Genomic DNA, 25,434 nt, shown 5'->3' with positions numbered 1-25,434 from the left:
GGTGCGCGTGGTCGGCGAAGCCGAGCTCCGCGGCGAGGCGGGAGAGGCTCGTCTCCCCCGCCTCGATCCGGTCGAGCACCATCCGCACGCGCAAACGATTGCGGAACCGGGTGAGGGTCTGCCCGGTCTCGCGGCGGAACACCCGGCTCAAGTACGTGGGCGACACGCTGACCTGCTGGGCGAGCGACTCCAGGCCCAGCGACACCGGGTCCGCGACCAGCGCTTCCCTGGCGGCCTCGACCATCCGGTGCCGGGAGCCGGAGCCACCGGCGGCCATCGGCCCGCACTGTTCGGGGTCGAGCAGCGCGGCGGCGAGCCTCAGCACGTGGTCGCTGAGCTCGAACCGGTCCGCGCCACCGCGGGCACCGGCCAGCAGCCTCCGGTGGGCGAGGTCCACCCGGCCGCTGGTGTGCAGCGGCCCGGCGGGGGCGGTGCGGCGATCGGGGGTGAGGTCGGCCAGCAGCGCCGGGGACAGCGCCACCGAGGTCGACAAATCGTTCGCACCGACCCGGTGCGCTATCGACTGCTCGTCCCCGGTCCTGGCCGCGTAGACGGTGGCCGGGTCGGCGAGCAGTTCCTGTTTGTTCAGCCGCAGCCGGAACAGGCCGCGGCGGACGAAGACGAGACGGTAGGCCGTGCTGGTCTCGGGGCTCGTCCAGGACGGCTCGTGCATACGGACCTGCACGTCGTCGATGGCGAAACCCGGTCCGGCGGCTAGACGAGTGGTACTGCGCATCGGCGATGGGGGCGCGGCCGTGACGGCGCTCGCGCCCCGCCCCCTTCCGTACTCCTGGCGTGCCGGTCCGGCCACGACGCTGGCGACGGCCCCCTGTTTCGTGGCCGAGGTCACCCAGTCTACCCGCGACCCGGGGCGCGGAAGGGTGACCCGTCTGCGCCATGCGGGTAGGTCATCCGTGGTCGGTCAGCACCTGCTTGGCGACGACCGTCCGCAGGATCTCGTTCGTCCCTTCGTAGATCTGGGTCACCTTCGCGTCCCGCATCATCCGCTCCAGCGGCGAATTCCGCGTGTAACCGTGCCCCCCGAGCAATTGCACGGCGTCCACCGTGACCCGCATCGCCGTGTCGGAGGCGAAACACTTGGCGGCGGCCGAAAAGAAGCGCAGATCGGCACTGTCCAGCGCCGAGCGCGCCGCCGCGGCGTAGGTGAGCTGCCTGGCCGCTTCCAGGGTCATCGCCATGTCGGCGAGCTTGAACCGGAGCCCCTGGAAGTCGGCGAGCGGGCGGCCGAACTGGCGCCGGGCGGTGAGGTAGGCCGCGGCGTGGTCCAGCGCGCCCTGGGCGATGCCGACCGCCTGCGCCGCGATGGTGATCCGGCTGTGGTCGAGCGCGCCGAGCGCGAGCCGCAGGCCCTGGCCCTCGGCGCCGACCAGCCTGTCCGCGGGCACGTGCACCCCGCGCAGGTACACCGGGCAGGTCGGGGAGCCCCGCATGCCCAGCTTGTCCTCGCCGGGCCCGACCGAGAGGCCTTCGTCGGTGCTGTGCACCACGAACAGGGATATCCCGCCCGCGTCCGGCTCGGTCACCGCGGCCACCACGTAGTAGTCGGCGACCCCGGCGTTGGTGATCCAGCGTTTCTCCCCATCGAGCCGGTAACCGTCGCCTTCGCGCACAGCGCGGGTGCGCAGCGACGCGGCGTCGCTGCCTGCCTCGGGTTCCGACAATGCGAAGGCGAGAATCGCCCCTTCGCGCACCGGTCGCAGATACCGCTCGCACAGCTCGACGGACCCGGACAGCAGCAACGGCAACGACGCCAGCCTGGTCACATTCGGCGTCAGTGAAGAGGAAGCGCACACCCGTGCCACCTCCTCCACGATCAGGCAGGAGGTCAGCGCGTCCGCACCCTGTCCGCCATACGCCTCCGGCACGTGCGGCGCGTAGAGGCCTTCGGCGACCAGGGCGCGGTGCGAGGCCTCCGGGAACTTCCCCTCGGCGTCGGCCACGGCCGCCCCCGGCTCGATGACCGTCTCGGCCACCCGCCGGACCTTCGCGCGCACCTCGCGATGCGCTTCGTCCAGCGTGGCGTCGGTGATCCCGGCGTCGCCGAGTCTCAGCACCGCCTTGCCCGCGATGGCCCGGTCCCGCAGCCTTCCCAGCACGCTCCCGGCCTCGTCCCAGCCGGTCTCCTCGACGACCTCGACCGGCAGCCTGCCGCTGACCGCCAGCTCGCCGAGGAGCCGCAGGTCCGCGCCGACCGGCCTCAGCCGCCGGTCGGCCAGTAGGTAGAAACCGCGCAGCACGGCCTGGTTCGGGTAGAAGTCGTCGACCAGGAACGAGGTCCCGGTCCGCGACGAGTTGCCGTAGCTGACGACCTGCCCGCCGGGGGCCGCGAGGGCGAGGGCGGCGCCCAGCGACGGACCGCCCGCGGACTCGAGGATCACGTCCTAGCCGCGGCCGTCCTCGGGCAGGCTCGGGGTTTCCAGCACGTGGTCCGCGCCGAGCTCGCGCAGCCCGCCTGCCCGCCTGGCGACGGCCGTGACCTCCGCGCCGGCCAGTGCGGCGAGCCGCACGGCGAACCGGCCCACCCCGCCCGCCGCGCCGACGACCAGGACGCGGCAGCCGATCAGGCCGCCGAGCCCGGCGGGCGCGGTCACCCAGCCGGTCACCCCTGGCGGGGAGGCCAGCCGCAACGTCCGCAACGCGGTGAGCCCGGCGACGGGCAGCGCGGCGGCCCGCGCCCAGGAAAGACCGTTGGGAACGCGGGCGAGCTGGGACGACGGCACCGCGATCCGCTCGGCCCAGCTCCCGTTGGCGCACATGCCGAACACCCGCGTCCCCGGGGTGAGCCAGCCCGCGCCGGGCGAGGTGTTCGCCGCGGCGAGCACCTCGCCCGCGAAGTCCCAGCCCGGCCGCCAGCCCGCGTTCGCCGGATCGGCCAGCCGATGGAGCTCGCCCCGGTTGACCGACACCGCCCGGACCGCGACGAGCAGCTCGCCCGGCTCCGGCACGGGCGGGCTCACCTGGCGCAGTTCGACGTTGTCGGCTTTCCCCGTGCAGACCAGCGCGCTGATCACTCCGCAGGCCAGCGGAGTCTGGGAGTTGCCTCTTCGGGCAACGCCTTCCAGTCCTCGCGGATCGGCGAAAAGCTTTCCACGAACACCGCGCCCCCGGGCCCGGCTTCGACCTCGTGCGGAACATTCGCCGGGAGCCGGTAGGTGCCACCGGCGGTGAGCTCGACCCGCTCCCCGCCCGCGGTGAACGTGGCCGACCCGCTGAGCACGAGACCGATCTGCTCGTTGACGTGCTGGTGTTCGGGCACGACGACATTCGGCTCGAGTTCGGCGACGGCCAGCGTCACCAGTTCGCCGTGCACCGCCCGGATGGTCACTCCCTCCCACACCCGTTGCACCCGGTGGGAACCCGTTTTCTGGGCTACTCGCATGATTTCCCCGCCTTCGGTGGATTCGCCAGTACCGCCAGCCTAGCCACCTGCCGGGCCAAACGAAACACAAACCGTTGTGCTATCAGGGAAAATGCCACCAAGGGCGTAGGCTGGAGTCACCGGTCAGTCGAGTGTGGACAGCACTCGCAGATCGACGAGCAGTTCACCTTCGCCGAGCGAAATCCGTTCGGCGGACATCGGATCCACGTCCTCGCGCAGTTTCGCGGCGCGGATGCCGCCGGTGATCTCGTCGGGATGGAACCGCAGCATCGACGCGAGCTCGCCGCCGGGGTCGGCCGCGACCGAGACCCCGAGCCGCACCCGGTCGGCGATCTCGTAACCGCGACGCTTGCGCAGTTCGTTGAGCATGCGGACGAACTCGCGCGCGAGCCCCTCCACCTTGAGCTCCTGGTCCACCGTGACGTCCAGGGCGACATGGCAGTCGCCGTCGGAGGAAACCTGCCACCCGGCGACCGGTTCTTCGAGCACCCGCACCGCTTCCGCGGGGACGACGACGGTGTGTCCGTCGAGCACGAAGGAAAGCTCACCACTGGCGCCCAGCTCCGCGACCGCGGTGTCGCCGTCCAGCTCGCGCACCGCCTTGGCCACCTCCTGCGTCCGCTTGCCGAAGATCTTGCCGAGCGCGCGGAAATCGGGCTTCACCGTGTAGCTGACCAGATGCCCGTTCTCGTTGTCCGCCAGCAGGATCTCCTTGACGTTGAGCTCGGCGGCGACCACCTCGCGCACCACCCGCATCACCTCGGCGCCCTCGCGCAGGTCCGCGGGCATGGTCACGACGGCCCGCCGCAGCGGCACCCGGACCGGGACACCAGCGGTGCTGCGGGCGTCCCTGCCCAGGGTCACCAGCCTGCGCGCCAGCGCCATCGCCGAACGCAGCGCGGGATCGGCGACGCCCGCACCGACCACCGGGAACGCCGACAGGTGCACCGAATCGGCCCCGTTCTCACCGCGCCGCACCAGGTTCTCGTGGATCTCGTCGGCGACGAACGGGGTGAACGGCGCGAGCAGCCCGGCGAGGGTGGTCACGCAGGAATAGAGCGTGGCGAACGCGGACCGCGTGTCCTCGCTCAGCTCGGTCCCCGGTTCCCCGCGCCAGAACCGCTCGCGGGTGCGCCGGACGTACCAGTTGGACAGGTCCTCGACGAACACCGCGATCCGCTTTCCCGCACGGGTGACGTCGAAATCGCTCAGCGCGGAGTCCACTTCGGACACGGTGTCCGCGAGGTCGGCGAGCGCGTACCGGTCCATCACCGGGCGGCGCGCGGGTTCCGGCACCGGCAGGTCCGGGCTCCAGCCGCTGAGGTTGGCGTAGGTCACCAGGAAGTAGTAGGTGTTCCAGACCGTCATCAGCAGTTTGCGGGTGACCTGCCGGACGCCGTCGTCCCAGACCCGCCGCGACTGCCAGGGATTGCCCTCCACCAGCAGCAGCCAGCGCAGCGAGTCCGCGCCGTGGGTGTCGATCAGCGTCCAGGGGTCGAGCACGTTGCCGACCGACTTCGACATCTTCCGGCCCGACTCGTCCACGATGTGCCCGAGGCACAGGGCGCGCTGGTAGCTGCTCCGGTCGAACAGCAGGGTGGACACGGTCTGCAGCGAGTACCACCAGCCGCGGGTCTGGTCGATCGCCTCGGCGGTGAAGTCCGCCGGGAACAGCTCCGCGAACGCCTCTTCGCTGCCGGGAACATGCGGATAACCGTGCTGCGCGAAGGGCATCGAGCCGGAGTCGTACCAGGCGTCGATCACCTCGGGCACCCGGTGCATGGCCCCGGTTCCGCACGAGGCGCAGCCGAACTCGACGTCGTCGACGTAGGGACGGTGCGGGTCGAGCGCGGACAGGTCGTCCCCGGCGTGCCCGCCCAGCTCCGCCAGCGAGCCGACGGCGATCGTGTGCGCGCACGCCCGGCAGCGCCACAGCGGCATCGGCGTGCCCCAGTACCGCTCCCGCGAAACCGCCCAGTCGACGTTGTTCGCGAGCCAGTCGCCGTACCGGCCGGTGCGGATATGCTCTGGCCGCCAGTCGACCTCGGCGTTGCCCTCGACGAGCCGGCCGCGGTACTGGGTCGTGCCGATGAACCAGCACAGCTTGGCGTAGTAGACCAGCGGGGTGTCACAGCGCCAGCAGAACGGGAAGGAGTGCTGGTACAGCTCGATGTGCACGGCGAGGTCACGCTCGCGCAGGTCGGCGACGACCTGCTCGGTCGCGTCGCGGATGTACATCCCGGCGTACGGCCCGATCCGGTCGTCGAGGTGCCCGTCGGCGCCGACGCCGTTGATCACCTTGACGCCGTTCTCCTTGGCCACCCGCATGTCGTCCTCGCCGTATGCGGGCGCCGTCGACACGATCCCGCTGCCGGTGCTCGTGCTGACGAAGTCCCCCGCGACGACGTAGCGCCACGAGGCCGGGTCGCCGTCGGGATCGTCCGGCGAGCCGGGGCCGACGTACTCGAACGGGCCGCGGTAACGGGCGCCCACCAGCTCTTCGACCGCGACGTCGCGCAGCACCTCGGCGGTCGGGCCCAGCACCGGCACGACCCGTTCGGCGGCGAGCACGACCAGGTGCCCGCCCGCGCGCCCGCCGCGGGCGAGCACGTAGTGGATGTCCGCGCCCACCACGGCGAGGCTGCTGAAGATGACCGTCCACGGCATCGTGGTCCAGACCAGAAGGGAGGCGCCAGCCAGGTCGCCGCCGACCCCCTCGCCGCCCGGGGCCAGCGGCCCGGTCAGCAGGGGCAGCCGGGTGTAGACGCTGAGGTCCTTCGTTTCCGCGTAGCCCTGCGCGACCTCGTGGTCGGACAACGTCGTGCCGCACCGCGGGCAGTAGGGCACGATCCGGTAGTCCTCGTAGAGCAGGCCGCGGTCGAAGATCGTCTTCAGCGACCACCACACGCTTTCGACGTACTGCGTCGCCATCGTGTGGTACGGGTTGTCCGTGTCGACCCAGTACCCGATCCGGTGGGTCAGCCGCTCCCACTCGCCGACGTACCCGGTGACCGACTCGCGGCACCGCTCGTTGAACGCGGCGACCCCGTACCGCTCGATCTCCGGTTTGCTGGTGATGCCGAGCTGCTTCTCGACCTCGAGCTCGACCGGGATGCCGTGGCAGTCCCAGCCGGCGCGGCGCGGCACCCGGTAACCCTTCATGGCGAAGAACCGCGGGATCACGTCCTTGAAGACCCTGGCCTCCACGTGGTGCACGCCGGGGCGCCCGTTCGCCGTCGGCGGTCCTTCGTAGCACCGCAGCAGGGGGGCGTCCTCGGCGCCCGAACCGAGCGAACGCCGGACCACGTCACGGGTGCTCCAGCGCTGGAGCACCCGTTCCTCCATGGCGACGAAACTCGGCTGGACCTCGACGGTCTCGAACGGCACCAGGCGTCCTCACATTTCTGCGGCAGGGTTTTCTTCGGCTCTCGCGCGGCACGCTAGCCGCGCGCGATCACGATGACTTGAAGATTCCTGTCCGGATTCCTCCTTCGCAACCTGTCGACGAGTCGCGCGGGCGCTGGGCGCGGTGCTCAGCCGAACACCGCGCAGAGCGGGGGAAACCCGTGGGTCTCGACGGTGAACACCGCGCCGCGCGACACCGGGATCGACGGCGCGAGCGAGCCGGAGAGCACGATGTCCCCCGGTTCGAGCGGGGTGCCGAGCTGGTCGAGCCTGCTGGCGAGCCAGGCCACCGCGTGGGCGGGGTGCCCCAGTGCCGCGGCCCCGGCCGCCTGCCCGGCCATCTCACCGTCGAGGTCGATCGTCATCCCGATCGTGCGCAGATCACTCCGCAGCGCGGAGGCGCTCCACGGCCCGAGCACCACGCCGCCGTACGACGCGTTGTCCGCGACGGTGTCAGTCAGCGCGATGCGGAAGTCGGTGATGCGGCTGTCGATGACCTCGATGCTCACGGCGATCGCGTCGGTCGCGGCGAGCACCTCCTGCGTGCTCACGGACGGGCCGCGCAACGGTTTCCCGATGAGGAACGCCAGCTCCCCCTCGGCGCGCGGCTGCACGAAGACCGCGGACGGCAGGACCGCCCGCCCGCCCGGCGCCGGGAAATGGCGGGAGGCCCACAGGGTGCCGTAGTCGGGCTCGTCGACGCCCATCTGCTGCTGCATCGCCCGGCTGGTCAGCCCGATCTTGCGGCCGATCACCCGATCGTGGTGGGTGGTCACGCGCAGCTCGCTCCACCTGGTCTGGATCCGGTACGCGAGCTCCGGGGAGCTGAGCGCGACGGACTCGCTGAGCGGTTCCAGGGTCGACGCGGTCTCCCACGCCCGGTCCAGCGCGTGGGCCAGTGCGTCCACATCGGACGGTCCGGCGACCTGGCCCGTGGCTTTCGTTCCGGTCACGGGTCAGACCTCCTGTCCGGCGGGGACCGAGACGGCGAACCGCACGGTGAGCACCGCCTCGCCCGGCCCCCACACCTGCACGACGCCCGGCGGGGTGAACATCGCGGCACCGGACAGCCCGGTGGCGACGAGCAGCTCCCCCGCGTCCAGCCCGCCCGTCTCCTGCGCGAGACGGGCCACCCTGGTCTCCAGGTCGCCGAAGTCCTCTGGCCGGTGCCCGGCCGAGAACTCCGGCGCCGTCCACACGGTGACCGGGCCGCCGGACGGGTCGACGGCGCGGTCACCGAGCACGAAACCGCCGGGGAACTCCAGCGCGGCGAAGGTCATCGCGAAAGCCCGCCGCACCGTGCCCGGTGGATCGCCCGGCTCCAGCCTCCGGCCCAGCAGCACGGCGAAGGCGGGGCGCAGTCCGAGCGGGGTGGCCCGCTCCACTGTGCACACTCGCCCGGCCAGCATCCGCGCGTGGATCCCGGCGGGACCGGCGCCGGGCGGCTCCGTCGTCCGCAGCCGGTAGCCGACCCGGACCGGCGCACTTGTGTCCACTGTGGACGTCGTAAGGGTGGCCATCGGAGTCAGCCTGCGGTCTGCGCGAGCAGCAGGATGCCGCCCGGCATGTCGTTGCGGCGCACCGCCCGCACCGTGAACCCGGCCTGTTCGAACAGCTGGACCCAGCCGCCTTCCGGCAGCAGGATCTGGCGCATCAGCGCGTGCACATAGGTGAACTCCGGGGTGAACAGCTCCGGGCCGGACGGCGCGGGCGCGGCGGGCTCCACCTCGGCGGTGAGCACGTACGCCCCGGCGGGCAGGGTCGCGGCCAGCTGCTTGAGGTAGTCGAGCAGCACGTCCACGCCACTGGCGAGGATCTCGTGCAGCAGGAAGAACGTGACCACCAGATCGGTGCCCGCCACCGCGTCGATCTCGCCCAGCGCCCCCGCGTCGGCCTCGGTGATGACGATCCGGCCGCCGAGCTTCGCCTCCTCGACGAGCTTCCTCGCGTCCGCGCAGGCTTCGGGACTGTTGTCGATGCCGACCCCGCCGGCGCCGAACCGGCGGCAGATCGCGGCCAGCAGGCGCGCGTTGCCGCAGCCGAGGTCGAGCACCCGGCCGAACTCGATCTCGCCGAGCAGCTCCATCGCCACCGGCACCACATCCTTGCCGCCGAGCAGCGCGGCGCCCCCCGCCACCCATTTTCCGTCGCGGACGTGGTCAACGCCGTAGCGCTGCCCGCCGGTCAGGAAGCCGTCGACCCGGCGCAGCGAGCTGCCGTAGCCACCGACCAGCCAGACCAGGTATCCCTTGTCCGCGACCACTTCCCGGCCATACGCGGTCAGGGTGAACGTCCCGTTTTCCTCGGTGGCGATCCCGCGCTGCGCGAGGTAGCGCAGGCTGGCCCGGAGCAGGGCGGCGGCGTCCGGCGGGCGATCGCCGGTGAGCTCGGGACCGAGCCCGTCCGCTTCGAAACCGTCGAGCAGCCCGGACATCTCGAACGAGGCGAGAATGCTGCTCACCGCGTAGCCCTCGAACAGGTCGAAGGCAGGCCGGCGGCCGGCTCCCGTTTTCCTCGTGTGCGTTGTGGACACGCTGGAAACCCCTTCCCGGAGCACCCGGGCACGCCTCGGACGGACGCACTCTCGGCACCGGAAAACCCTACGGAGAAACAAACCACGGCCACAATCTGCGAACAGGACCATCTTCGGCTGCCCCAACGTGGCAGGCGCCCGGCCGAAGGTCGCAGCACGCGGTGCCCCCTAGAGCCGATGTGCGCCGTCACCGGAAACGCGACGATGACGGCATGTCTATTGCGGTTACCGGTTCAGTGGCGGTCGACCATCTCGCGACTTTCCCCGGGCTGTTCACCGAACAGCTCGTGTCGGGAAAGCTCGAGCAGCTCTCCCTGTCCTTCCTCGTCGACCGGCTCGACGTCCGCCACGGCGGGGTCGCGGCGAACATCGCCGCCGGGCTCGCCCGGCTCGGGCACCGGCCGCTGCTGGTCGCCGCGGCCGGGCGGGACTTCGGCGGCTATCGCGCGCGGCTGGAGGAAACCGGCGTGGACACGACGACGGTCCTGGTGTGCGAAGACGCCTACACCGCCCAGTTCTGGTGCACCACCGACCAGGCGCAGAACCAGATCGCCTCCTTCCATCCCGGGGCGATGACCTCGGCAAGGGAGATCGACCTCGAGCGGGTGCTCGACCGGGCGGACCCGGTCGAGCTGGTCGTGGTGGGCCCGAACGACCCGGACGCGATGCGGCGGCACACCGGCCAGTGCCGGGAGCTGGGCGTCGCCTTCGCCGCCGACCCGTCCCAGCAGCTCGCCCTGCTCGGCGGCGAAGCCATCCGGCAGCTCGTCGAGGGCGCGCGGTACCTGTTCACGAACGAGTACGAGCACGCCCTGCTGCTGCAGAAGACCGGCTGGACCGACGCCGACGTCCGGGGCCGCGTCGACGCGTGGATCACCACGCTGGGCGCCGGCGGCGCGCGGGTCGAGCAGGCGGCGCGGCGGCCCGTCGAGGTGCCCGCGGTCCCGCCCGCCGAGGTGGTGGACCCGACCGGCGCGGGCGACGGCTTCCGCGCGGGTTTCCTGGCCGCGCGCAGCTGGGGCCTGCCCTACGCGGCTTCGGCGCGGCTCGGCTGCGCGGTGGCCACCAAGGTCCTGGAGTCCAAGGGGCCCGCCGAGTACCAGCTGGACGAGGCGGAGCTGCTGGCCCGGATCACCGAGACCTACGGTGAGCGCGCGGCGGCACCACTGGCCGAGGGACTCACGGCCAGTCTGGCCGGGCGGCGTCCGGCGGCCGCGTTGTGAGCGCCCCGCCGTCCCTGCGGGCGCGGCTGGCGGGCGGCGCGCCGCTGCTGGCGACGTTCAACCTCCTGCCGTCCCCGGAGGTCGTGGAGCTGATCGCGCTCGCCGGATTCGACCTGGTGATCATCGATCTGGAGCACGGCCCGCACGACCTCGCCGACCTGCGGCGGGCACTGACCGCGGCGGCCGGGCACGGACTACCGACGCTGGTCCGCGTCCGCACCGCGGCCGCCGCCGAGATCGGCGCGGTGCTGGACCTCGGCGCCTCGGGAGTGCTGGTCCCGCACGTCGAATCCGCCGCCGCGGCCGCGGCCGTCGTCCGGGCCGCCCGGTTCTCCCCCGAGGGGGAACGCGGCGCCAACCCGTGGGTGCGCGCGGCGGGGTACGGCACGCGCGAGGGCTGGTTCGCGGCCGCCAACGCGGAGGTCGCCGTGCTCGTCATGGTCGAGGGCCCCGGGGCGCTGGCCGAACTGGGCGAGATCGTCGCGCTGCCCGGCCTGGACGGGATCTTCCTCGGCCCGATGGACCTCTCGCACGCGCTCGGCGTCCCCGGGCGCCACGACCACCCCACCGTGGTCGACGCGCTCCGCGGCGCGCTCCGGCTCGCGGGGGACAGCGGCGTGGCCGCCGGGCTGTTCGCGCCGGAGCCGGGTGCGGCGCGCGCCTGGTGGCAGCTCGGCGCCCGGCTCGTCGCGGTCGGCGTCGACGCCGGGCTGATCCGCGCCGCGCTCACGGCGACGGTCACCGCCGCACGCGCGGCGGAAGGTCACGCCGTCACCAGTCCATCCGTTCCTCCTCGGCCTCGAGCAGTTCGTTGAACGAGACGATTCCGAGCGATATCGCCTTCTTCACCGCGCCTATCCTCGATTCAGCGCCCAATTTCGTGTACGCGTTGGTGAGATGTCTTTTGACCGTTCCCTCGGAAATATAGAGTTCGTTCGCTATCTGCGAGTTGCGCATACCGCCCGCGACCAGTTCGAGCACTTCCGTCTCGCGCCGCGACAGCAGCGCGTGGTCGGCTTCGTTCATTCCGCGCAGCGTTTCGCGGGGCACGGACACCACCACGTGCCCGGAATCGCGGTAAACGGTTCGCAAGGTGACCAGCAGTTCTTCGCGGGTGGCGTTCTTGAGCACGTAGGCGTGGGCGCCGGCGGCGATGAGGTCCCCGACCAGCCGCGGCGCGTCGTGCACGGTCACCACCACCACCTTGGAACCAGGAGAAACCAGCAGCAGCCCGCGCAACATACCCACGGCCTGCGAACCACCGCGGTCGCTGTCCAGCAGCACGACGTCCGGCTTGGCCTGGCCGACCACGGTGATCGCGTCCTTGCCGAAGCCGCATTCACCGACGACGCTGATGTCCTCCTCGACGGAGAGTATCTGTATTATTCCCTGACGAAACAGGCGGTGCTTGTCGACGACGACGACACTGATGTCGTTCTTGAGGGTTTTCACGGAAAAACCAGCCCCCTACCCCATTCAGAAACACTTTCCCGAGCCGACGACGGATGGTGCTGACGACAAGCAGTGTTGGTTCGCCAACCACACTGATCAGCAAGCAGCGTCAGATTCACGAGTCGTCGGATTCACGGGTCGCGACAGCCGAACCCGCATCGTACGCGAACGGCATCGAGAGGTCACCCGGTTCCAGCCGGAGGCGGCGCGCACTAACCCGTTCAGCGGGAGCGGAAGTCGGCAGAAGGCCCCCTGCCGCGCCCCGCGCGGCCTGGCGAGTCCGGATTCCGGTTTCGTCACCGTGGGCCCCTGGCCCGCACACCGGCGGCGTCCCCCACGTCCCCCACGTCTTCGACGGGCAGGCTGAGCACGCTGAACGCCGCCAGCGGGGCCAGCCTCGCCGCGCCGCCCAGCGGCGCGATCGTCGCCACGACCGCGTAGCCCGCCACCCGCCCGCCGCCGAGCTCCACCAGCCGCGCGGCCGCGGCCAGGGTGCCACCGGTGGCGAGCACGTCGTCCACGAGCAGGACCCGCGCCCCGGCCGCGAAGGCGTCGGCCTGCGTCTGGAGCACGGCATCCCCGTACTCCAGCGCATACCGGACCGTGTGCAGCCTCCCCGGCAGCTTCCCGGGTTTGCGCGCCAGCACCAGCGGGCTCGCGGTCAGCTGGGCGAGCGCGCCGCCGAGCGGGAACCCGCGGGCCTCCACGGCCAGGACGACGTCGAAGGCGCCGTCGTAGCGAAAGGCCACCTCGGCGGCCAGCCGGGCGAGCAGTCCCGGCTCGGCGAGCACCGGGCACAGGTCTTGGAACAGCACCCCGGGTTCCGGGAAATCGGGGTAGCCGCGAAGAAGCGCGGTGACGTCGGCGGCGAGCCGCTCGTCGGGCCCGGCCGGGCCCTTGGCGGCCGTCCCCGGTCTGGAGCCGGCGGCGTGACTCATGCCTCCACCGCTGCCAGCAGGGCGTCCGCCCGGTCCACCCGTTCCCAGGAGAAGTCCGGGACGGTCCGGCCGAAGTGACCGTAGGCGGCGGTCGAGCGGTAGATCGGGCGCCGCAGGCCGAGATCGCGGATGATCGCCGCCGGGCGGAGATCGAAGACCGCGGTGATCGCGGCCTGGATGCGCTCGACCGGCGCTTTCTCCGTGCCGAAGCACTCGAGAAACAGCGACACCGGGGCGGCCTTGCCGATGGCGTAGGCGACCTGGATCTCGCAGCGGGTGGCCAGCCCGGCGGCGACGACGTTCTTGGCGACCCAGCGCATCGCGTAGGCGGCCGAGCGGTCGACCTTCGACGGGTCCTTGCCGGAGAAGGCCCCGCCACCGTGGCGGGCCATCCCGCCGTAGGTGTCGATGATGATCTTGCGGCCGGTCACCCCGGTGTCCGCGGCGGGCCCGCCGAGCTCGAACCGGCCGGTGGGGTTGACCAGCAGCCGGAAATCCTTGGCGGCCAGGTTGAGCCGCTCGAGTTCCGGCCGGACCACGTGCCGCTCCACCGCGGGCGCCAGCGTGCGCCGCAGGTCGACCCCGGCGTCGTGCTGGGCGGAGACCACCACGGTGTCGAGGCGCTGCGGGCGCCCGCCGGCGTAGGAGATGGTCACCTGCGTCTTCCCGTCCGGCCCCAGGAACGGCAGGTCGCCTTCGCGGCGCACGCGGGCCAGCCGCTCGGCGAGGCGGTGCGCCAGCATGATCGGCAGCGGCATCAACTCCGGCGTCTCGTCGCAGGCGAAGCCGAACATCATGCCCTGGTCCCCGGCGCCCTGTGCGTCGAGCTCGTCCGGGCCCGCCTCGCCGAGGCGGGTCTCCAGCGACCGGTCGACGCCCTGCGCGATGTCCGGCGACTGACCGCCGATCGAGACCTGGACCCCGCACGACGCGCCGTCGAAACCCTGGCTGGCGGAGTCGTAGCCGACGTCGAGGATCGTGGTGCGCACCAGCCCGGCGACGTCTCGCGGCAGATGGCTCACCTCGCCCGCGACGTGCACCAGACCGGCCGTCACGAGTGTCTCGACGGCGACCCGCGCGGCCGGTTCGGCAGTCAGCGCCGCGTCCACGAGAGCATCGCTGATCTGGTCGGCCAGTTTGTCGGGATGGCCCTCGGTCACCGACTCGGAAGTGAACAGACGATCGGGCACGCCGGTCTCCTCTGCCTACGGGAAAAATGCCGAGAAAGTAAAATCGCCGCAACGCAGATTACGCCGGATGCGAATTACCTCGAACATCTCTGAATACATTCCAGTGTGCGCGAGAAAGGGCTTGCCGACAAGACCGAGAGGTCGTAGCCGACTTGCGACCTTTTACGTAGCCGGAGAAAACAGGACAGGAATGTTCAAGCCGCGCGCGCCGCCGCGGGGTGACACTGCGGGGTTTCGCGAATGATCCGGCACGCACCGGGCACCCGGGAAAAATACCGGTATTCCCGCGAAAGCGGCCGGTGAAACGCCGAAGGAGGACAGCGCGGCCTCATTGCGCGAGATAGCCACCGTCGACCGGGAACACCACACCGGTGACGAAGGAGGCGTCCCGCCCGGCGAGGAAAGCGATCGCCGCGGCGACCTCGGCGGGCTCGCCGAGCCTGCCGATCGGGTGCATCCGCACGATCGCGGCGAGGTACTCCGCGCCGCCCGGTTCGACGGCCAGCCTGCGCACCCGTTCGGTCCGGATGGTGCCGGGCGCGACCGCGTTGACCCGGATGCCGTGCGCGGCCCATTCGACGGCGAGGTGTTTCGCCAGCCCGGAGGCGACGAACTTGGCGGGCCCGTAGGTCGCCTGCCCCTTTTGCCCGGCGACACCGGAGATCGACGAAACGCACACGATCGAACCGCCACCGGAGTCCTTCATCCGTTCGACGGCGTATTTGCAGGTGAGGAACATGCCGAGGCCGTCGACGCGCATCACCTCCGCCCAGTCGGCGACGGTCGCGGTGACGATGTCGACCAGCGGGATCACCCCCGCGTTGGCGACGAGCACGTCGATCCGGCCGTAGGCGGCCACCGCCGCGTCGATCATGGCGGCCGCGTCGGCGGTCTCCGCCACGTCGCCGGTGACCGTGACCACCTCCGCGCCCGCCAGCTCGGCCCGCAGCGCGGCGAGGCCAGGCTCGTCGAGGTCGGTCAGGACCAGCCGCGCGCCCTCCTCGGCGAACCGCACCGCGGTCGCCCGGCCGATGCCCGCCGCGGCGCCGGTCACCACGCAGGACAGTCCCGCCAGCGCCGCGCTCACGCCCGCACCGCGGCTTCCGGCACAGTGAGCACCGCCCCCTCCGACGCCGAACCGACCAGCGCGCGGTACCTCGCCATCACGCCGGTGGGGTACCGGTCCTCGGCGGGAGTCCAGTCGCCCGCCCCGCCCGACGGGTCGGCTTCCAGCGTCCTCGCCGGGACGTCGATGGTCACCGGATCGCCGTCGCGCAGCAGCCCGATCGGGCCACCGGCGGCGGCCTCGGGCGCCACGTGCCCGGCCATCAGCCCCCGCGTGGCACCGGAAAACCGGCCGTCTGTGACCAGCGCGACGCTGCCGCCGAGGCCCCGCCCGACCAGCGCCGCGGTCACGCCCAGCATCTCCCGCATCCCGGGGCCGCCGCGCGGCCCCTCGCCCCGGACCACCACCACGTCCCCGGCGACGATCGCCCCCGCCTGCACCGCGGCCATCGCGGCCTCCTCGGACTCGAACACCCGCGCCGGGCCGCAGTGCACCAGCCGCGTCAGCCCGGCGATCTTCACCACACAGCCGTCGGGCGCGAGATTTCCGCGCAGCACCACCAGCCCGCCGTGGGACTCGAGCGGACGCGACACGGGAACGACAACGTCCTGCCCGGCCCGCTCGCCCGCCCCGGCGGCCTCCTCGCCGAGAGAACGCCCGGTGACGGTCAGCTGACCCTCGTCGAGCAGGCCGGCTTCGGCGAGGCGGCGGGCGACGAGCCTGCTGCCGCCCGCGGCGTCCAGGTCCACGGCGGTGTACCGGCCGTGCGGCAGGAGATCGGCGATGACCGGGGTCCGCGAGCTGATCCGGTCGAACTCGTCGAGTCCCAGCGCGACACCCGCTTCCCTCGCGATGGCGAGCAGGTGCAGCACCAGGTTCGTCGAACCCGCGGTCGCGGCGCCCGCGGCGATGGCGTTGCCGAACGCGCCACTGGTGAGGATCCGCGACGGGCGCCGATCGTCGGCGTAGGCGCGCAACGCGAGCCTCCCGGCTTCGACGGCCGCCTCTTCCTTGCGGGGGTCGAGCGCGGGCGGGCCCGCCGAACCGAGCGGGGACAACCCGAGGAATTCGAGCGCCATCGCCATGGTGTTCGCCGTGTACTGCCCGCCGCAGGCACCGGCGCCGGGGCAGGCGTTGTGCTCCAGCTCGGTCAAGTCCTCATCGGACAGCAGCCCGGCAGCATTCGCGCCCACGGCTTCGAACACCGAAGCCACCGTGACCTGCTCGCCGCGCCAGGTGCCCGCCGTGGTGGAGCCGGAGTAGAGGATCGGGCCCGGGATGTCGAGGCGCGCGTGCGCCATCGCCGCGGCCGGGATGGTCTTGTCGCAGCCGACGATGGTGACGAGCGCGTCGAGGCTGTGCCCCAGCGCGACGAGCTCGATCGAGTCGGCGATGACCTCCCTGCTGACCAGGGAGGTCTTCATCCCCTCACTCCCCATCGTCGCGACGTCGGAAATCGCGATGGTGTTGATCTCCATCGGCGTTCCCCCCGCCTCGCGGACCCCCCGCTGGACCGCCTGCGCGAGCCGCCGATGGGTGAAGTTGCACGGCATGGTCCCGATCCACGAGTGCGCCACCCCGACGATCGGCTTGGCCAGGTCCGCTGTGGACAGTCCGATCGCCTTCAGATGCGCGCGCATCGGCGCCCGGTCCCGGCCCTGGAACAGGCTCGCTCCCGGCTTGCGGGGTCGCGGGGTCATGGTCTCCTCCGGTGGGTTAGGCGGCTTCGGCGTCAGCGACACTCTCAGCGGCACTGTCGGCGGCACTGTCGGACACGTCGGCGTGCTGCAGCCAGAGCCCGGCGATCTGGGAGGTCAGGATGGACAGGATGACCAGGACGGTGAAGAAGTCCTCGTTGATCACCCCGGCGGACAGCGTCACGGTGGCCAGGACGATGCCGGGGCCGCCGCGGGCGTTCAGCGCGACCGCCAGGTTCACCGCCGTGCGCGGCGGTTCCCCGGCGAGCCGGGCGCCGAGCCAGACGCTCACCGACTTGGTCGCGCAGGCGAGCCCGAGGTAAGCCAGGAAGAACCAGACGGACAGGTGGTGCACCAGGTCGAGCTGCAGGCCGACACCGGCGAAGTAGAGCGGGATGAACAACGCCATGGAGAACCTCTTGAGCGCTTCCCAGGCGTGCACGGCTTCTTCGCGGCGGTGCTCGTCGGGCTCCGCGGCGTCCGCACCGGCCGCGGCGACCCCGGCGAGGATCGCGCCGAAGACCGGGTTGACGCCGAGGAACGCGCAGACCAGCACGAGGCAGAGCAGGAAGGTGAGGCGGAAGGCGGTCGGGCTCCGGCGCTCGAGGAAGTTGAACCGGCTGCGCGCCAGCGCGGCGAAGATCGGCTTGCCCAGCGGCATGAACACGGCGAAGAAGAGCAGGCTGGCCGCGATGTAGTACACCGTGGTGAAACCGGTGCCGGACTGCCCGAACAGCGCCCACAGCCCGAACACCGAGTCCGAACTCCCCTGTGCGAGACCGAGGATCACGGCGAGGGTCACGTAGAGCACGACGTCCTCGAGCAGCGCCACGGACAGCACCACCCTCGCGAACCGGGTGTGCAGCAGGTCGAGGTCGAGCATGATCCGGGAGATGACCGGGATGCTGGTCACCGCGACCCCGATGCCGAACACGAGCGCGAAGGTCACCTTGGTGCCGTGCGGGCCGGAGAACGCGGTGTGGTCGACCAGCCCGACACTCGCCAGCCCGACCGCGAACGGGATGACGAGCCCGCTCACCGCCACCGCGACGACAGTGCGCCGTCGGGTGGCGGTGCGCGAGCCCAGCACCTCGTGACCGGACAGGAACATCAGCATCAGCAGGCCGAGTTCCTGCAGTACGCCCAGCCCCACCGGGTTCACCCCGGTGTGGGGAAAGAGTCCGTTCGCCGCTCCCGGCGCGAGCAGGCCCAGCACGGTGGGACCGAGCAGGAGCCCGCCAAGGATCTCGCCGATCACCGGTGGCTGACGCAGCAGTGCGAACACCCGCCCGCCCGCGTGGGCGGCGACCAGCAGCACGGCGATGGCCACCAGCAGGCGGGCCAGCTCGGCGGATGAGAGCGACATGGAACTTCCTCCGGGTTGTGGCCGCCGTCAGCCGACGGTGACCCGGACCGGGATACCGGCCTGGATGTTGTACGGATAGGCGAGACTCGCCGCGTTCCTGGCCAGCGCCAGGTAACCGCGGCTCGACAGGTACGCCACCGGGGTGCCGACCGGGCCGGCGTCGGCGAAGGTCGGGCTCAGCGGCAACTCGAACGGCAGCACGTCGTCCAGCGTGATCTTGAGCCCGGTCCCGTAGACCGCCCCCGCCTTCTCGAGGTCGTCCCGGTGGATGTTGGTCCACACGTTGCCGAAGGGGTGGTCGATCGTGGTGACCACGCCCACGAGCGCGCCGTCCTCGTTCTGCGCGGGCTTCGGCCGGTCGAACCGCACGATCTCGTGGTCCGCCAGCTTGCGCCCGACCTTCTCCAGCGGGAAGCCCGCCGCGAGATGCCCGGACGGAAGTGCCACCATCTCGCGGCTGTAGAAGGTCGGTTCCGGTGCCTCGGGAATCACCTCGGTGGAACTGACCTCGTACGCCTCGAGGTAACCGTGCTCTTCGATGACCGAGGTCAGCAGCCCGTTGTTGGGCGCGATGTAGAGGTACGAACCCTCCGCTCGCTCGAACCCGGCACCCGAGCCCGCCCACTGACCGCGGGCGCCGCCCTTGGCCGCCTGCTTGATCCGCAGCGCGACGGACCGCGTGGTGGTACCGGTCGCCGGGTAGGTGGTGGTGGCGAAAACCGTGCCCTCCGGGAAGAACCGGGGCAGGTCGACGATGTAGCGGGCGCCCTCTTCGACGTCCCAGGGTTTCATCGTGTGGCAGACGTCGACGATCTCGACGTCGGGGCAGACACTGAGCATCAGCCCTTTGCACTGCGCCACGGAATCGTCGGTGATGCCGAGGTCGCTCATGAAGGCGATAATCGGTCGCCTGGTCTTGGCGGTGGCCATGGACGTGACTCCTCGCACTGGTACCGGAAACTGGGTGGGAGAACTGCAGGACCGAACAGTATGGGTGATCATCGGCACTCACAAGGCCGACCTGGGTAATGCCGGTAAATCTGGCCCAATGGCACAGTTCGGCAGGCGGATGGTGGCAGTCACCGTTGTTTCCTTCAGCACCTTCACGACTGGACAAGATATGTCCACAATTCAAGGGGGGCACGAACGAAAATCGAGAGGCGGACGTCGTGATCGTTTTGTTCTTCGGGGACGTGGTCGGCCAGGAGGCCACCGAGTTCCTGATAAAGAGGCTCCAGCAGCTGCGCGATCACTATCGGGCCGACCTGGTGATCGCGAACGCGGAGAACAGCGCGCCGGACGGCCTCGGCACGACCGCCTGGCAGGCGGACTCCCTGCTGGCGGGCGGAGTCGACGTGATCACCGGCGGAAACCATTCGTGGGACAGCCCGGAATCGGTGCTGGCACTGGATAATCCGCGCGTGCTGCGTCCGCTCAACCTCACCGAGGGCGTACCGGGACGCGGTTCGCTCACCCTGGACGTCGGCGACGAGACCGTCACCGTGATCAACCTCGCCGACGCCTGCGCGATGAAGTCGGTGCGCGCGGCGGCAGGCCGGTTCGTCCCCGCATACCAGGCGTGGACCGAAGCGACGCGCACCGGCACCGTGATCGTCGACTACCACGGCGACCACGTGCTGGAGAAGCAGATCTTCGCCAGGACCGTCGACGGCGCGGCGGCCGCGGTGCTGGGCACGCACACGCACGAGGCCACGCTGCCGCTGCACGTGCTGCCCGGCGGCACCGCGTTCGTCACCGACGTCGGCATGACCGGGCCCACCGGTGGCGTGCAGGGCTTCGGTTACGACGTCTTCGTCGCCGGTATGCGCAGTTCGGGAAATCCGTTCGAATTCGGCATACCGCGACCGATTTCCGGACCGATAGTGCTCGGCGCGGTGCTCATGGAGATCGAGCACGGGAAAACCGTCCGGCTGGAACGCCTGTCCTGACCCGTACCGAGAGGAATTGTCCGGTGAGCGACCCCGAAAACGAGCTCTTCAGCCTGCTTTCGCGCTGCGAAGTGATCGATCTGTCGGTGCCGGTCGCCGAGGATCTGCCCTGTTTCTGGCCGGGCCACCAGCCTTTCCAGCACAAGACCTCGAACTGGTTCACCGCCGAACACCGGCCGTCCGGGAACGTCCGGAGCAGGGGACCGTACACGACCAGATGGCTGGCGCTGGACGAGCACACCGGAACCCATTTCGACGCGCCCAGCCATTTCATCCCGCCGCCCGGCAGCGGGCTGCCCGACGCGGGCGAGCGGGGCGCGATCACCGCGGCGGCGGTGCCCCCGGCGCAACTGATGGGCCCGGCCGCGGTGCTCGACGTGTCCGGCGTGTCCGGGTCCGAGCCGGGGACGAGCCCGCTGGTCGGGCCGGATTCCTTGCTGGCGTGGGAAAGTGCGCACGGTGAGCTGCGCACCGGCGACGTCGTGCTGCTGCGGACGGGGTGGGACAGCCGGTACCGGCGGGGGTCCGACGGCGACGGCTACCTCCACGACGTGGTGGTCACCGGGCGGCGGCCGGGCTGGCCCGCGCCGGCCGCCGAGACCATCGAACTGCTGCTCGCCCGCGGTGTCCGCTGCACCGGGACCGACGCGCCCTCGATGGGGGCGGCGCACGACCCCCGCCCGGCCCACGTGGCCGGGCTCGGCGGCGGGATGGTGTTCGTCGAGGCGCTGACCGGGCTCGCCGCGCTGCCCGCGCGCGGCGCCTGGTTCTGTTTCCTGCCACTGCGGCTCGAGGACGGCAGCGGCGCGCCAGGCCGGGCGGTCGCGCTCCGCCCGGCCTGACCCGGCGCCGGTCAGTACCGGTAGCGCTCCGGCTTGTACGGACCGGTCACCGGCACGCCGAGGTAGTCGGCCTGCTCGGACGTCAGCTCGCTGAGCTTCACCCCGAGCGCGTCGAGGTGGAGCCTGGCCACCTTCTCGTCGAGGTGCTTCGCCAGCGTGTGCACCCCCACCGGATAGTGCTCGGTCCTGGTGAACAGCTCGATCTGCGCGATGGTCTGGTTGGTGAAACTGTTGCTCATCACGAAGGACGGGTGCCCGGTCGCGTTGCCCAGGTTCAGCAGCCTGCCCTCGGACAGCACGATCACCGCGCGCCCGCCACGCGCCGCGGGGAACCACCATTCGTCCACCTGCGGCTTGATCGTGGTGCGCACGACGCCCTCGACGGCGGCGAGCCCGGCCATGTCGATCTCGTTGTCGAAGTGCCCGATGTTGCCGACGATGGCGTGGTGCTTCATCCGCGCCATCATGTCCACGGTGATCACGTTCAGGTTGCCCGTCGCGGTCACGAAGATGTCCCCCGTGGCGACGATGTCGTCGAGCGTGGTCACCTGGAAGCCGTCCATCGCGGCCTGCAGCGCGCAGATCGGGTCGACCTCGACGACCACGACCCTGGCGCCCTGCCCGCGCAGCGACTCGGAGCACCCCTTACCGACGTCGCCGTAACCGCACACCACCGCGACCTTGCCGCCGATCAGCACGTCGGTGCCGCGGTTGATGCCGTCGATGAGCGAGTGACGGCAGCCGTAGCGGTTGTCGAACTTGGACTTCGTCACCGAGTCGTTCACGTTGATCGCGGGGAACAGCAGCGAGCCCGCGGCCTGCATCTGGTACAGCCGGTGCACGCCGGTGGTGGTCTCCTCGGTGACCCCGAGGATCCGCCCGGCGAGCTCGGTCCACTTGCCGGGCCGCTCCTCCAGTGAGGTCCGCAGCAGGCTCAGGAAGACGGCGTACTCGGCGGAATCGCGCTCCGAGGGCTCCGGGACCTCGCCCGCCTTTTCGAACTCGACCCCCTTGTGCACCAGCATGGTCGCGTCGCCGCCGTCGTCGAGCAGGATGTTGGGGCCGACACCGTCGGGCCAGGTCAATGCCTGCTCCGCGGCCCACCAGTACTCCTCGAGGCTTTCGCCCTTCCAGGCGAACACGGGCACCCCGGCCGGGCGCTCCGGTGTGCCGTCCCGGCCGACCACCACCGCGGCGGCTGCGTGGTCCTGGGTGGAGAAGATGTTGCAGCTCGCCCAGCGCACCTGCGCCCCCAGCGCGACGAGCGTCTCGATCAGCACGGCGGTCTGCACGGTCATGTGCAGCGAGCCGGTGATCCGGGCGCCGGCGAGCGGCCGGGCGTCGGCGTATTCGGCCCTGGTGCTCATCAGGCCCGGCATCTCGCCCTCGGCGAGGTCGATTTCCTTCCGGCCGAATCCGGCCAGGGACAGGTCGGCCACTCGATGGGAAAATTCGATCGACACGGTGTGCTCCACTTCTGACGGGAAATCGGTCCTGCGTTACCGTAGGCACAGATCGGCGATCGGAACACTGTCGTCGGCCGAGGGCAGGCAAAAATGGCACCATCGGCTCGCGAACTGCCACCTGGGTGGATCGGAAACTGCGCCCAAGCGCGCATTTCGCACCGGCGCCGCGGTTGCTAAGCTGCCACTGCACAAACCTCCGAGAACATCCGGCCACCTCGGTCGACGCCGAGCGCGTGTCCGGTCAAGTTCTTGTCCGGTAACAACTTTACTTGTCGAGGGACGTAACCGGCCATGGTAAAGAATCCCATCGAAGCCGAGATCGGTATCATCGGCGGCAGCGGACTCTACGATTTATCCATGCTGGAGGATCCCAGCGAATTCAGGTTGTCCACTCCGTTCGGAAACCCGAGTGACCTGGTGGTCGTCGGCGGGCTCAACGGCCGCAGAGTTGCTTTCCTGGCCCGGCACGGCAGGCAGCACCAGCATTCTCCTTCCGCGATTCCGTCGGCGGCGAACATCTACGCGATGAAATACCTGGGCGTGACCGAACTGCTCAGCGTGAGCGCGGTCGGCAGCCTGCGCGACCGGCTGCGCCCTGGCGAACTGGTGGTGCCGGACCAGCTCGTCGATCTGACCAGGAACAGGCGGCCGTCCACCTTCTTCGACCGGGGCCTCGTGGCGCATCTCCCGTTCGCCGACCCGTACTGCGGGCACCTGCGCCGGGTGCTGCTCGACGCCGTGAAGACGGTGCCGGGAAGCACCTGCCACGATTCCGGCACCTATGTCTGCATCGAAGGCCCGCATTTCTCCACCCGGGCGGAGTCCGAGCTCTACCGGTCCTGGGGCATGGACATCATCGGGATGACGGCGGCGCCGGAGGCGAAACTCGCCAGGGAGGCGGGAATGTGCCTCGCCACGATCGCGCTCGTGACCGACTACGACTGCTGGCGCCAGAACGAGAAGCCGGTCACCGCCGAAATGGTCGCGAGCGTGATGAGCAAGAACGTCGCGGCGGCGAAGCAGGCGATCGTCAACTTCACGCTCACCGCGCCACACAAGCGGGACTGCGAGTGCCAGGAAGCGCTTGCCCACGCGATCATGTCCGACGCGTCGTCGATCTCCGAGGCCGACCGGCAGCGGCTGGACCTGGTCGCCGGGCAGTACCTGCGCTGAGCCCGCCGGTTCAGGTGGCGCGCGGGACGGTTTCGGGTTTCTTCGCTGGGCGGGCGGTCATGATTCGCCCGCCCAGCGCCGCGAGGACGATCAACACCCCACCGGCGACCTGAAACGGGCCCAGTGTCTCGGCGGCGAGCAGAACCGCGCAGGCCGCCGCGAAGACCGGTTCCGTGGAGAGGATGATGCCGACCCTGGCCGAGCCGGCGATCCGCGCGCTGCGAAGCTGAACGAAAAAGGCGAACGAGGTGCCCAGCACGCCGAGGTAGGCGATGAGCAGCCACGTGTTCGCGGTCAACGCGCCGATCTGCGCGAGCACGGAGTTCTCGAACATCCCGGACGCCGTCGCGGCGAGCGCGAACACGACCACGAACTCCACGAAAGTCACATTGATCAGCGATTGCCGGGCACCACGGGAGCCGCGGCCGAACAGAGTGATCTGGAATCCCCTGACCAGCGCGGCGGCCAGGATGATGAGATCGCCGGGCTGGGGGCGGAAGCCGTGCCCCAGCGAGAGCAGACCGCAGCCGACCAGGCCACACACCGTCGCCACATAGACGAGTACATGGTATCGACGACGGAAGAGCACCAGTTCGAACAGCGGGATCAACACCACCGAAACCGTGATCAGAAAGCCCGAATTCGCGGCGCTCGTATAACGCACCCCGGTCGTTTCGCAGGCGAGCACGATGAACAGCAGACAGCCGAACAACGCACCGGAGGAGACTTCACTCCTGGTCAGCGTACGCAGTGACCGCCAGCCCATGAGCGCGATCACGGGAAGGGAAAGGAGGAAACGCAGAGCCAGAAAAGCCATCACCGGCAGGGAATGGCCAACAACCTGCATGACGACATAACTGGACCCCCAGATGATCGCCACCAGCACGATCTACAGATCGCTGAACACCAGTTCGCGCCGTTCGGCCGCCACCTCGTCGGGTGCTTGCAAGCGCATGGTCAGCCGCACATCGGGACACAGGAATTCGCCTGGTTCATCGACTTCAGCCCCCTCGGCTTATAACGACAGCCCAGAAGAACGACGGCCCAGAACGACGCCGTTCAATATAATAGCCAAGCTACCGCAGCATAGTGACCCGGTCAAGAACCAGGTGGCTCCGCCGGGCGTCCGTGATATTCGCCAGTCTCGGTGATGATGGCCGTGATCAGGTCGCCGGGCGTCACGTCGAACGCGGGGTTCTCCACCGCCGTCGCGCGCGGCGCCACCAGGTTCAGCCCCAGCTGAGTCACCTCTTCGGGCGCCCGGTACTCGAGGGGAATACCGGCGCCGGTGGGCAATCGCGGATCGATGGTCGAGTCCGGCGCGGCGACCACGAACGGGATTCCGTAGTGCGCGGCCACGATCGCCAGCTGAAGGGTGCCGACCTTGTTCGCCGTGTCCCGGTTCGCGGCGATCCGGTCGGCGCCGACGAGTACGCAGTCGACCTGCCCGCGCGCCATCGCGGACGACGCGGCCGAGTCGATCAGCAGCGAATGCGGGGCGCCCGAGCACCGCCAGCATCCGCGTCACCGCCCAGCGGAGGTTGGCCGCGGTCGGCCGCGCGGACGCCAGTGTTTCGGCGTCGGCACGGACCCGGCTCTCGTCCAGCACGCCGCCGCGAAGACGCGTATTCGCGGACAACAGGACACCCAGCGCCCCGGCGGCCGCCAGGCTCGGCGCGCCGCGGATCACCAACCGCTGGATCGCACTCACCAAAGGCCCGACACCGGCGATCC

The 25,434-nt window shown here is 70.6% G+C and carries 23 protein-coding genes; 5 read left to right on the top strand and 18 right to left on the bottom strand.

Features of this window, described 5'->3' with window-relative positions; genetic code table 11:
• The 8 genes from QMK34_RS35305 to QMK34_RS35270 all read right to left on the bottom strand — a co-directional run.
• Positions 1-736 (bottom strand): helix-turn-helix domain-containing protein (locus QMK34_RS35305; protein WP_326419051.1); only part of this gene is annotated, 736 nt, incomplete at its 3' end.
• A 172-nt stretch (positions 737-908) separates the two neighbouring features.
• On the bottom strand, positions 909-2,399 hold the full coding sequence (locus QMK34_RS35300) for an acyl-CoA dehydrogenase family protein (RefSeq protein ID WP_326419050.1): 1,491 nt from the start codon (positions 2,397-2,399) through the stop codon (positions 909-911).
• Between the two features lie 3 nt (positions 2,400-2,402).
• The gene (locus QMK34_RS35295; RefSeq protein WP_326419049.1) at positions 2,403-3,032 is read right to left on the bottom strand and encodes a quinone oxidoreductase family protein; all 630 of its coding nucleotides are present in this window, start codon (positions 3,030-3,032) and stop codon (positions 2,403-2,405) included.
• Positions 3,029-3,400: a cupin domain-containing protein gene (locus QMK34_RS35290; protein WP_326419048.1), complete on the bottom strand. Its 372-nt coding sequence runs from the start codon at positions 3,398-3,400 to the stop codon at positions 3,029-3,031. The genes QMK34_RS35295 and QMK34_RS35290 overlap by 4 nt, the downstream gene beginning before the upstream one ends.
• 123 nt (positions 3,401-3,523) lie before the next feature.
• Entirely contained in the window at positions 3,524-6,787 is a 3,264-nt protein-coding gene (gene ileS / locus QMK34_RS35285; protein ID WP_326419047.1) for an isoleucine--tRNA ligase, read from the bottom strand.
• A 146-nt stretch (positions 6,788-6,933) separates the two neighbouring features.
• Positions 6,934-7,758, bottom strand: coding sequence for a 2-keto-4-pentenoate hydratase (locus QMK34_RS35280; protein ID WP_326419046.1), 825 nt, complete (start codon positions 7,756-7,758; stop codon positions 6,934-6,936).
• A gap of 3 nt (positions 7,759-7,761) precedes the next feature.
• Positions 7,762-8,325, bottom strand: a complete 564-nt coding sequence (locus QMK34_RS35275; RefSeq protein WP_326419045.1) for a hypothetical protein — start codon at positions 8,323-8,325, stop codon at positions 7,762-7,764.
• Positions 8,326-8,330: 5 nt separating this feature from the next.
• The gene (locus tag QMK34_RS35270; RefSeq protein ID WP_326419044.1) at positions 8,331-9,338 is read right to left on the bottom strand and encodes an SAM-dependent methyltransferase; all 1,008 of its coding nucleotides are present in this window, start codon (positions 9,336-9,338) and stop codon (positions 8,331-8,333) included.
• A gap of 212 nt (positions 9,339-9,550) precedes the next feature.
• Here QMK34_RS35270 and QMK34_RS35265 point away from each other — a divergent pair, with 212 nt between their 5' ends.
• The gene (locus QMK34_RS35265; protein ID WP_326419043.1) at positions 9,551-10,561 is read left to right on the top strand and encodes a carbohydrate kinase family protein; all 1,011 of its coding nucleotides are present in this window, start codon (positions 9,551-9,553) and stop codon (positions 10,559-10,561) included.
• Complete coding sequence (locus tag QMK34_RS35260) at positions 10,558-11,376, top strand: HpcH/HpaI aldolase family protein (protein ID WP_326419042.1); 819 nt, start codon at positions 10,558-10,560, stop codon at positions 11,374-11,376. The genes QMK34_RS35265 and QMK34_RS35260 overlap by 4 nt, the downstream gene beginning before the upstream one ends.
• Here the strand turns inward: QMK34_RS35260 and QMK34_RS35255 are convergent.
• From QMK34_RS35255 to QMK34_RS35225, 7 genes are all read right to left on the bottom strand, one after another.
• Positions 11,333-12,013, bottom strand: coding sequence for a response regulator transcription factor (locus tag QMK34_RS35255; RefSeq protein WP_326419041.1), 681 nt, complete (start codon positions 12,011-12,013; stop codon positions 11,333-11,335). The genes QMK34_RS35260 and QMK34_RS35255 overlap by 44 nt on opposite strands.
• Positions 12,014-12,309: 296 nt before the next feature.
• Complete coding sequence (locus QMK34_RS35250; protein ID WP_326419040.1) at positions 12,310-12,951, bottom strand: adenine phosphoribosyltransferase; 642 nt, start codon at positions 12,949-12,951, stop codon at positions 12,310-12,312.
• Entirely contained in the window at positions 12,948-14,141 is a 1,194-nt protein-coding gene (gene metK / locus QMK34_RS35245; protein WP_326419039.1) for a methionine adenosyltransferase, read from the bottom strand. The genes QMK34_RS35250 and metK overlap by 4 nt, the downstream gene beginning before the upstream one ends.
• 328 nt (positions 14,142-14,469) lie before the next feature.
• On the bottom strand, positions 14,470-15,228 hold the full coding sequence (locus tag QMK34_RS35240; RefSeq protein WP_326419038.1) for an SDR family NAD(P)-dependent oxidoreductase: 759 nt from the start codon (positions 15,226-15,228) through the stop codon (positions 14,470-14,472).
• Positions 15,225-16,907 carry a dihydroxy-acid dehydratase gene (locus tag QMK34_RS35235; protein ID WP_326419037.1) on the bottom strand — a complete coding sequence of 561 codons (1,683 nt, stop codon included), beginning with the start codon at positions 16,905-16,907 and terminating at the stop codon, positions 15,225-15,227. The genes QMK34_RS35240 and QMK34_RS35235 overlap by 4 nt, the downstream gene beginning before the upstream one ends.
• 16 nt (positions 16,908-16,923) lie before the next feature.
• Complete coding sequence (locus QMK34_RS35230) at positions 16,924-18,270, bottom strand: cation:proton antiporter (protein WP_326419036.1); 1,347 nt, start codon at positions 18,268-18,270, stop codon at positions 16,924-16,926.
• A gap of 27 nt (positions 18,271-18,297) precedes the next feature.
• Positions 18,298-19,200 carry an adenosyl-fluoride synthase gene (locus QMK34_RS35225; protein WP_326419035.1) on the bottom strand — a complete coding sequence of 301 codons (903 nt, stop codon included), beginning with the start codon at positions 19,198-19,200 and terminating at the stop codon, positions 18,298-18,300.
• 239 nt (positions 19,201-19,439) lie between these two features.
• Between QMK34_RS35225 and QMK34_RS35220 the strand changes: the two genes are divergently transcribed.
• Both QMK34_RS35220 and QMK34_RS35215 read left to right on the top strand, forming a co-directional pair.
• A complete protein-coding gene (locus QMK34_RS35220) occupies positions 19,440-20,219 on the top strand; it encodes a YmdB family metallophosphoesterase (RefSeq protein WP_326419034.1) in 780 nt (259 codons plus the stop codon).
• A gap of 23 nt (positions 20,220-20,242) precedes the next feature.
• Entirely contained in the window at positions 20,243-21,061 is an 819-nt protein-coding gene (locus tag QMK34_RS35215; RefSeq protein WP_326419033.1) for a cyclase family protein, read from the top strand.
• 11 nt (positions 21,062-21,072) lie between these two features.
• Here the strand turns inward: QMK34_RS35215 and ahcY are convergent, their stop codons facing one another.
• Entirely contained in the window at positions 21,073-22,524 is a 1,452-nt protein-coding gene (gene ahcY / locus QMK34_RS35210; protein WP_326419032.1) for an adenosylhomocysteinase, read from the bottom strand.
• Positions 22,525-22,818: 294 nt separating this feature from the next.
• On the opposite strand from ahcY, the gene mtnP reads away from it, so the two are divergent.
• Positions 22,819-23,700 carry an S-methyl-5'-thioadenosine phosphorylase gene (gene mtnP, locus QMK34_RS35205; protein WP_326419031.1) on the top strand — a complete coding sequence of 294 codons (882 nt, stop codon included), beginning with the start codon at positions 22,819-22,821 and terminating at the stop codon, positions 23,698-23,700.
• Positions 23,701-23,710: 10 nt separating this feature from the next.
• Here mtnP and QMK34_RS35200 read toward each other — a convergent pair whose 3' ends face one another.
• The gene (locus QMK34_RS35200) at positions 23,711-24,580 is read right to left on the bottom strand and encodes a DMT family transporter (protein WP_326419030.1); all 870 of its coding nucleotides are present in this window, start codon (positions 24,578-24,580) and stop codon (positions 23,711-23,713) included.
• 218 nt (positions 24,581-24,798) lie between these two features.
• Entirely contained in the window at positions 24,799-25,158 is a 360-nt protein-coding gene (locus QMK34_RS48040; protein WP_442785277.1) for a hypothetical protein, read from the bottom strand.
• Positions 25,159-25,434 lie beyond the last annotated feature (276 nt).

This window comes from Amycolatopsis sp. H20-H5 (assembly GCF_035828755.1).
Taxonomy (GTDB): Bacteria; Actinomycetota; Actinomycetes; order Mycobacteriales; family Pseudonocardiaceae; genus Amycolatopsis.
This window is presented reverse-complemented; position numbering and strand designations above follow the sequence as displayed.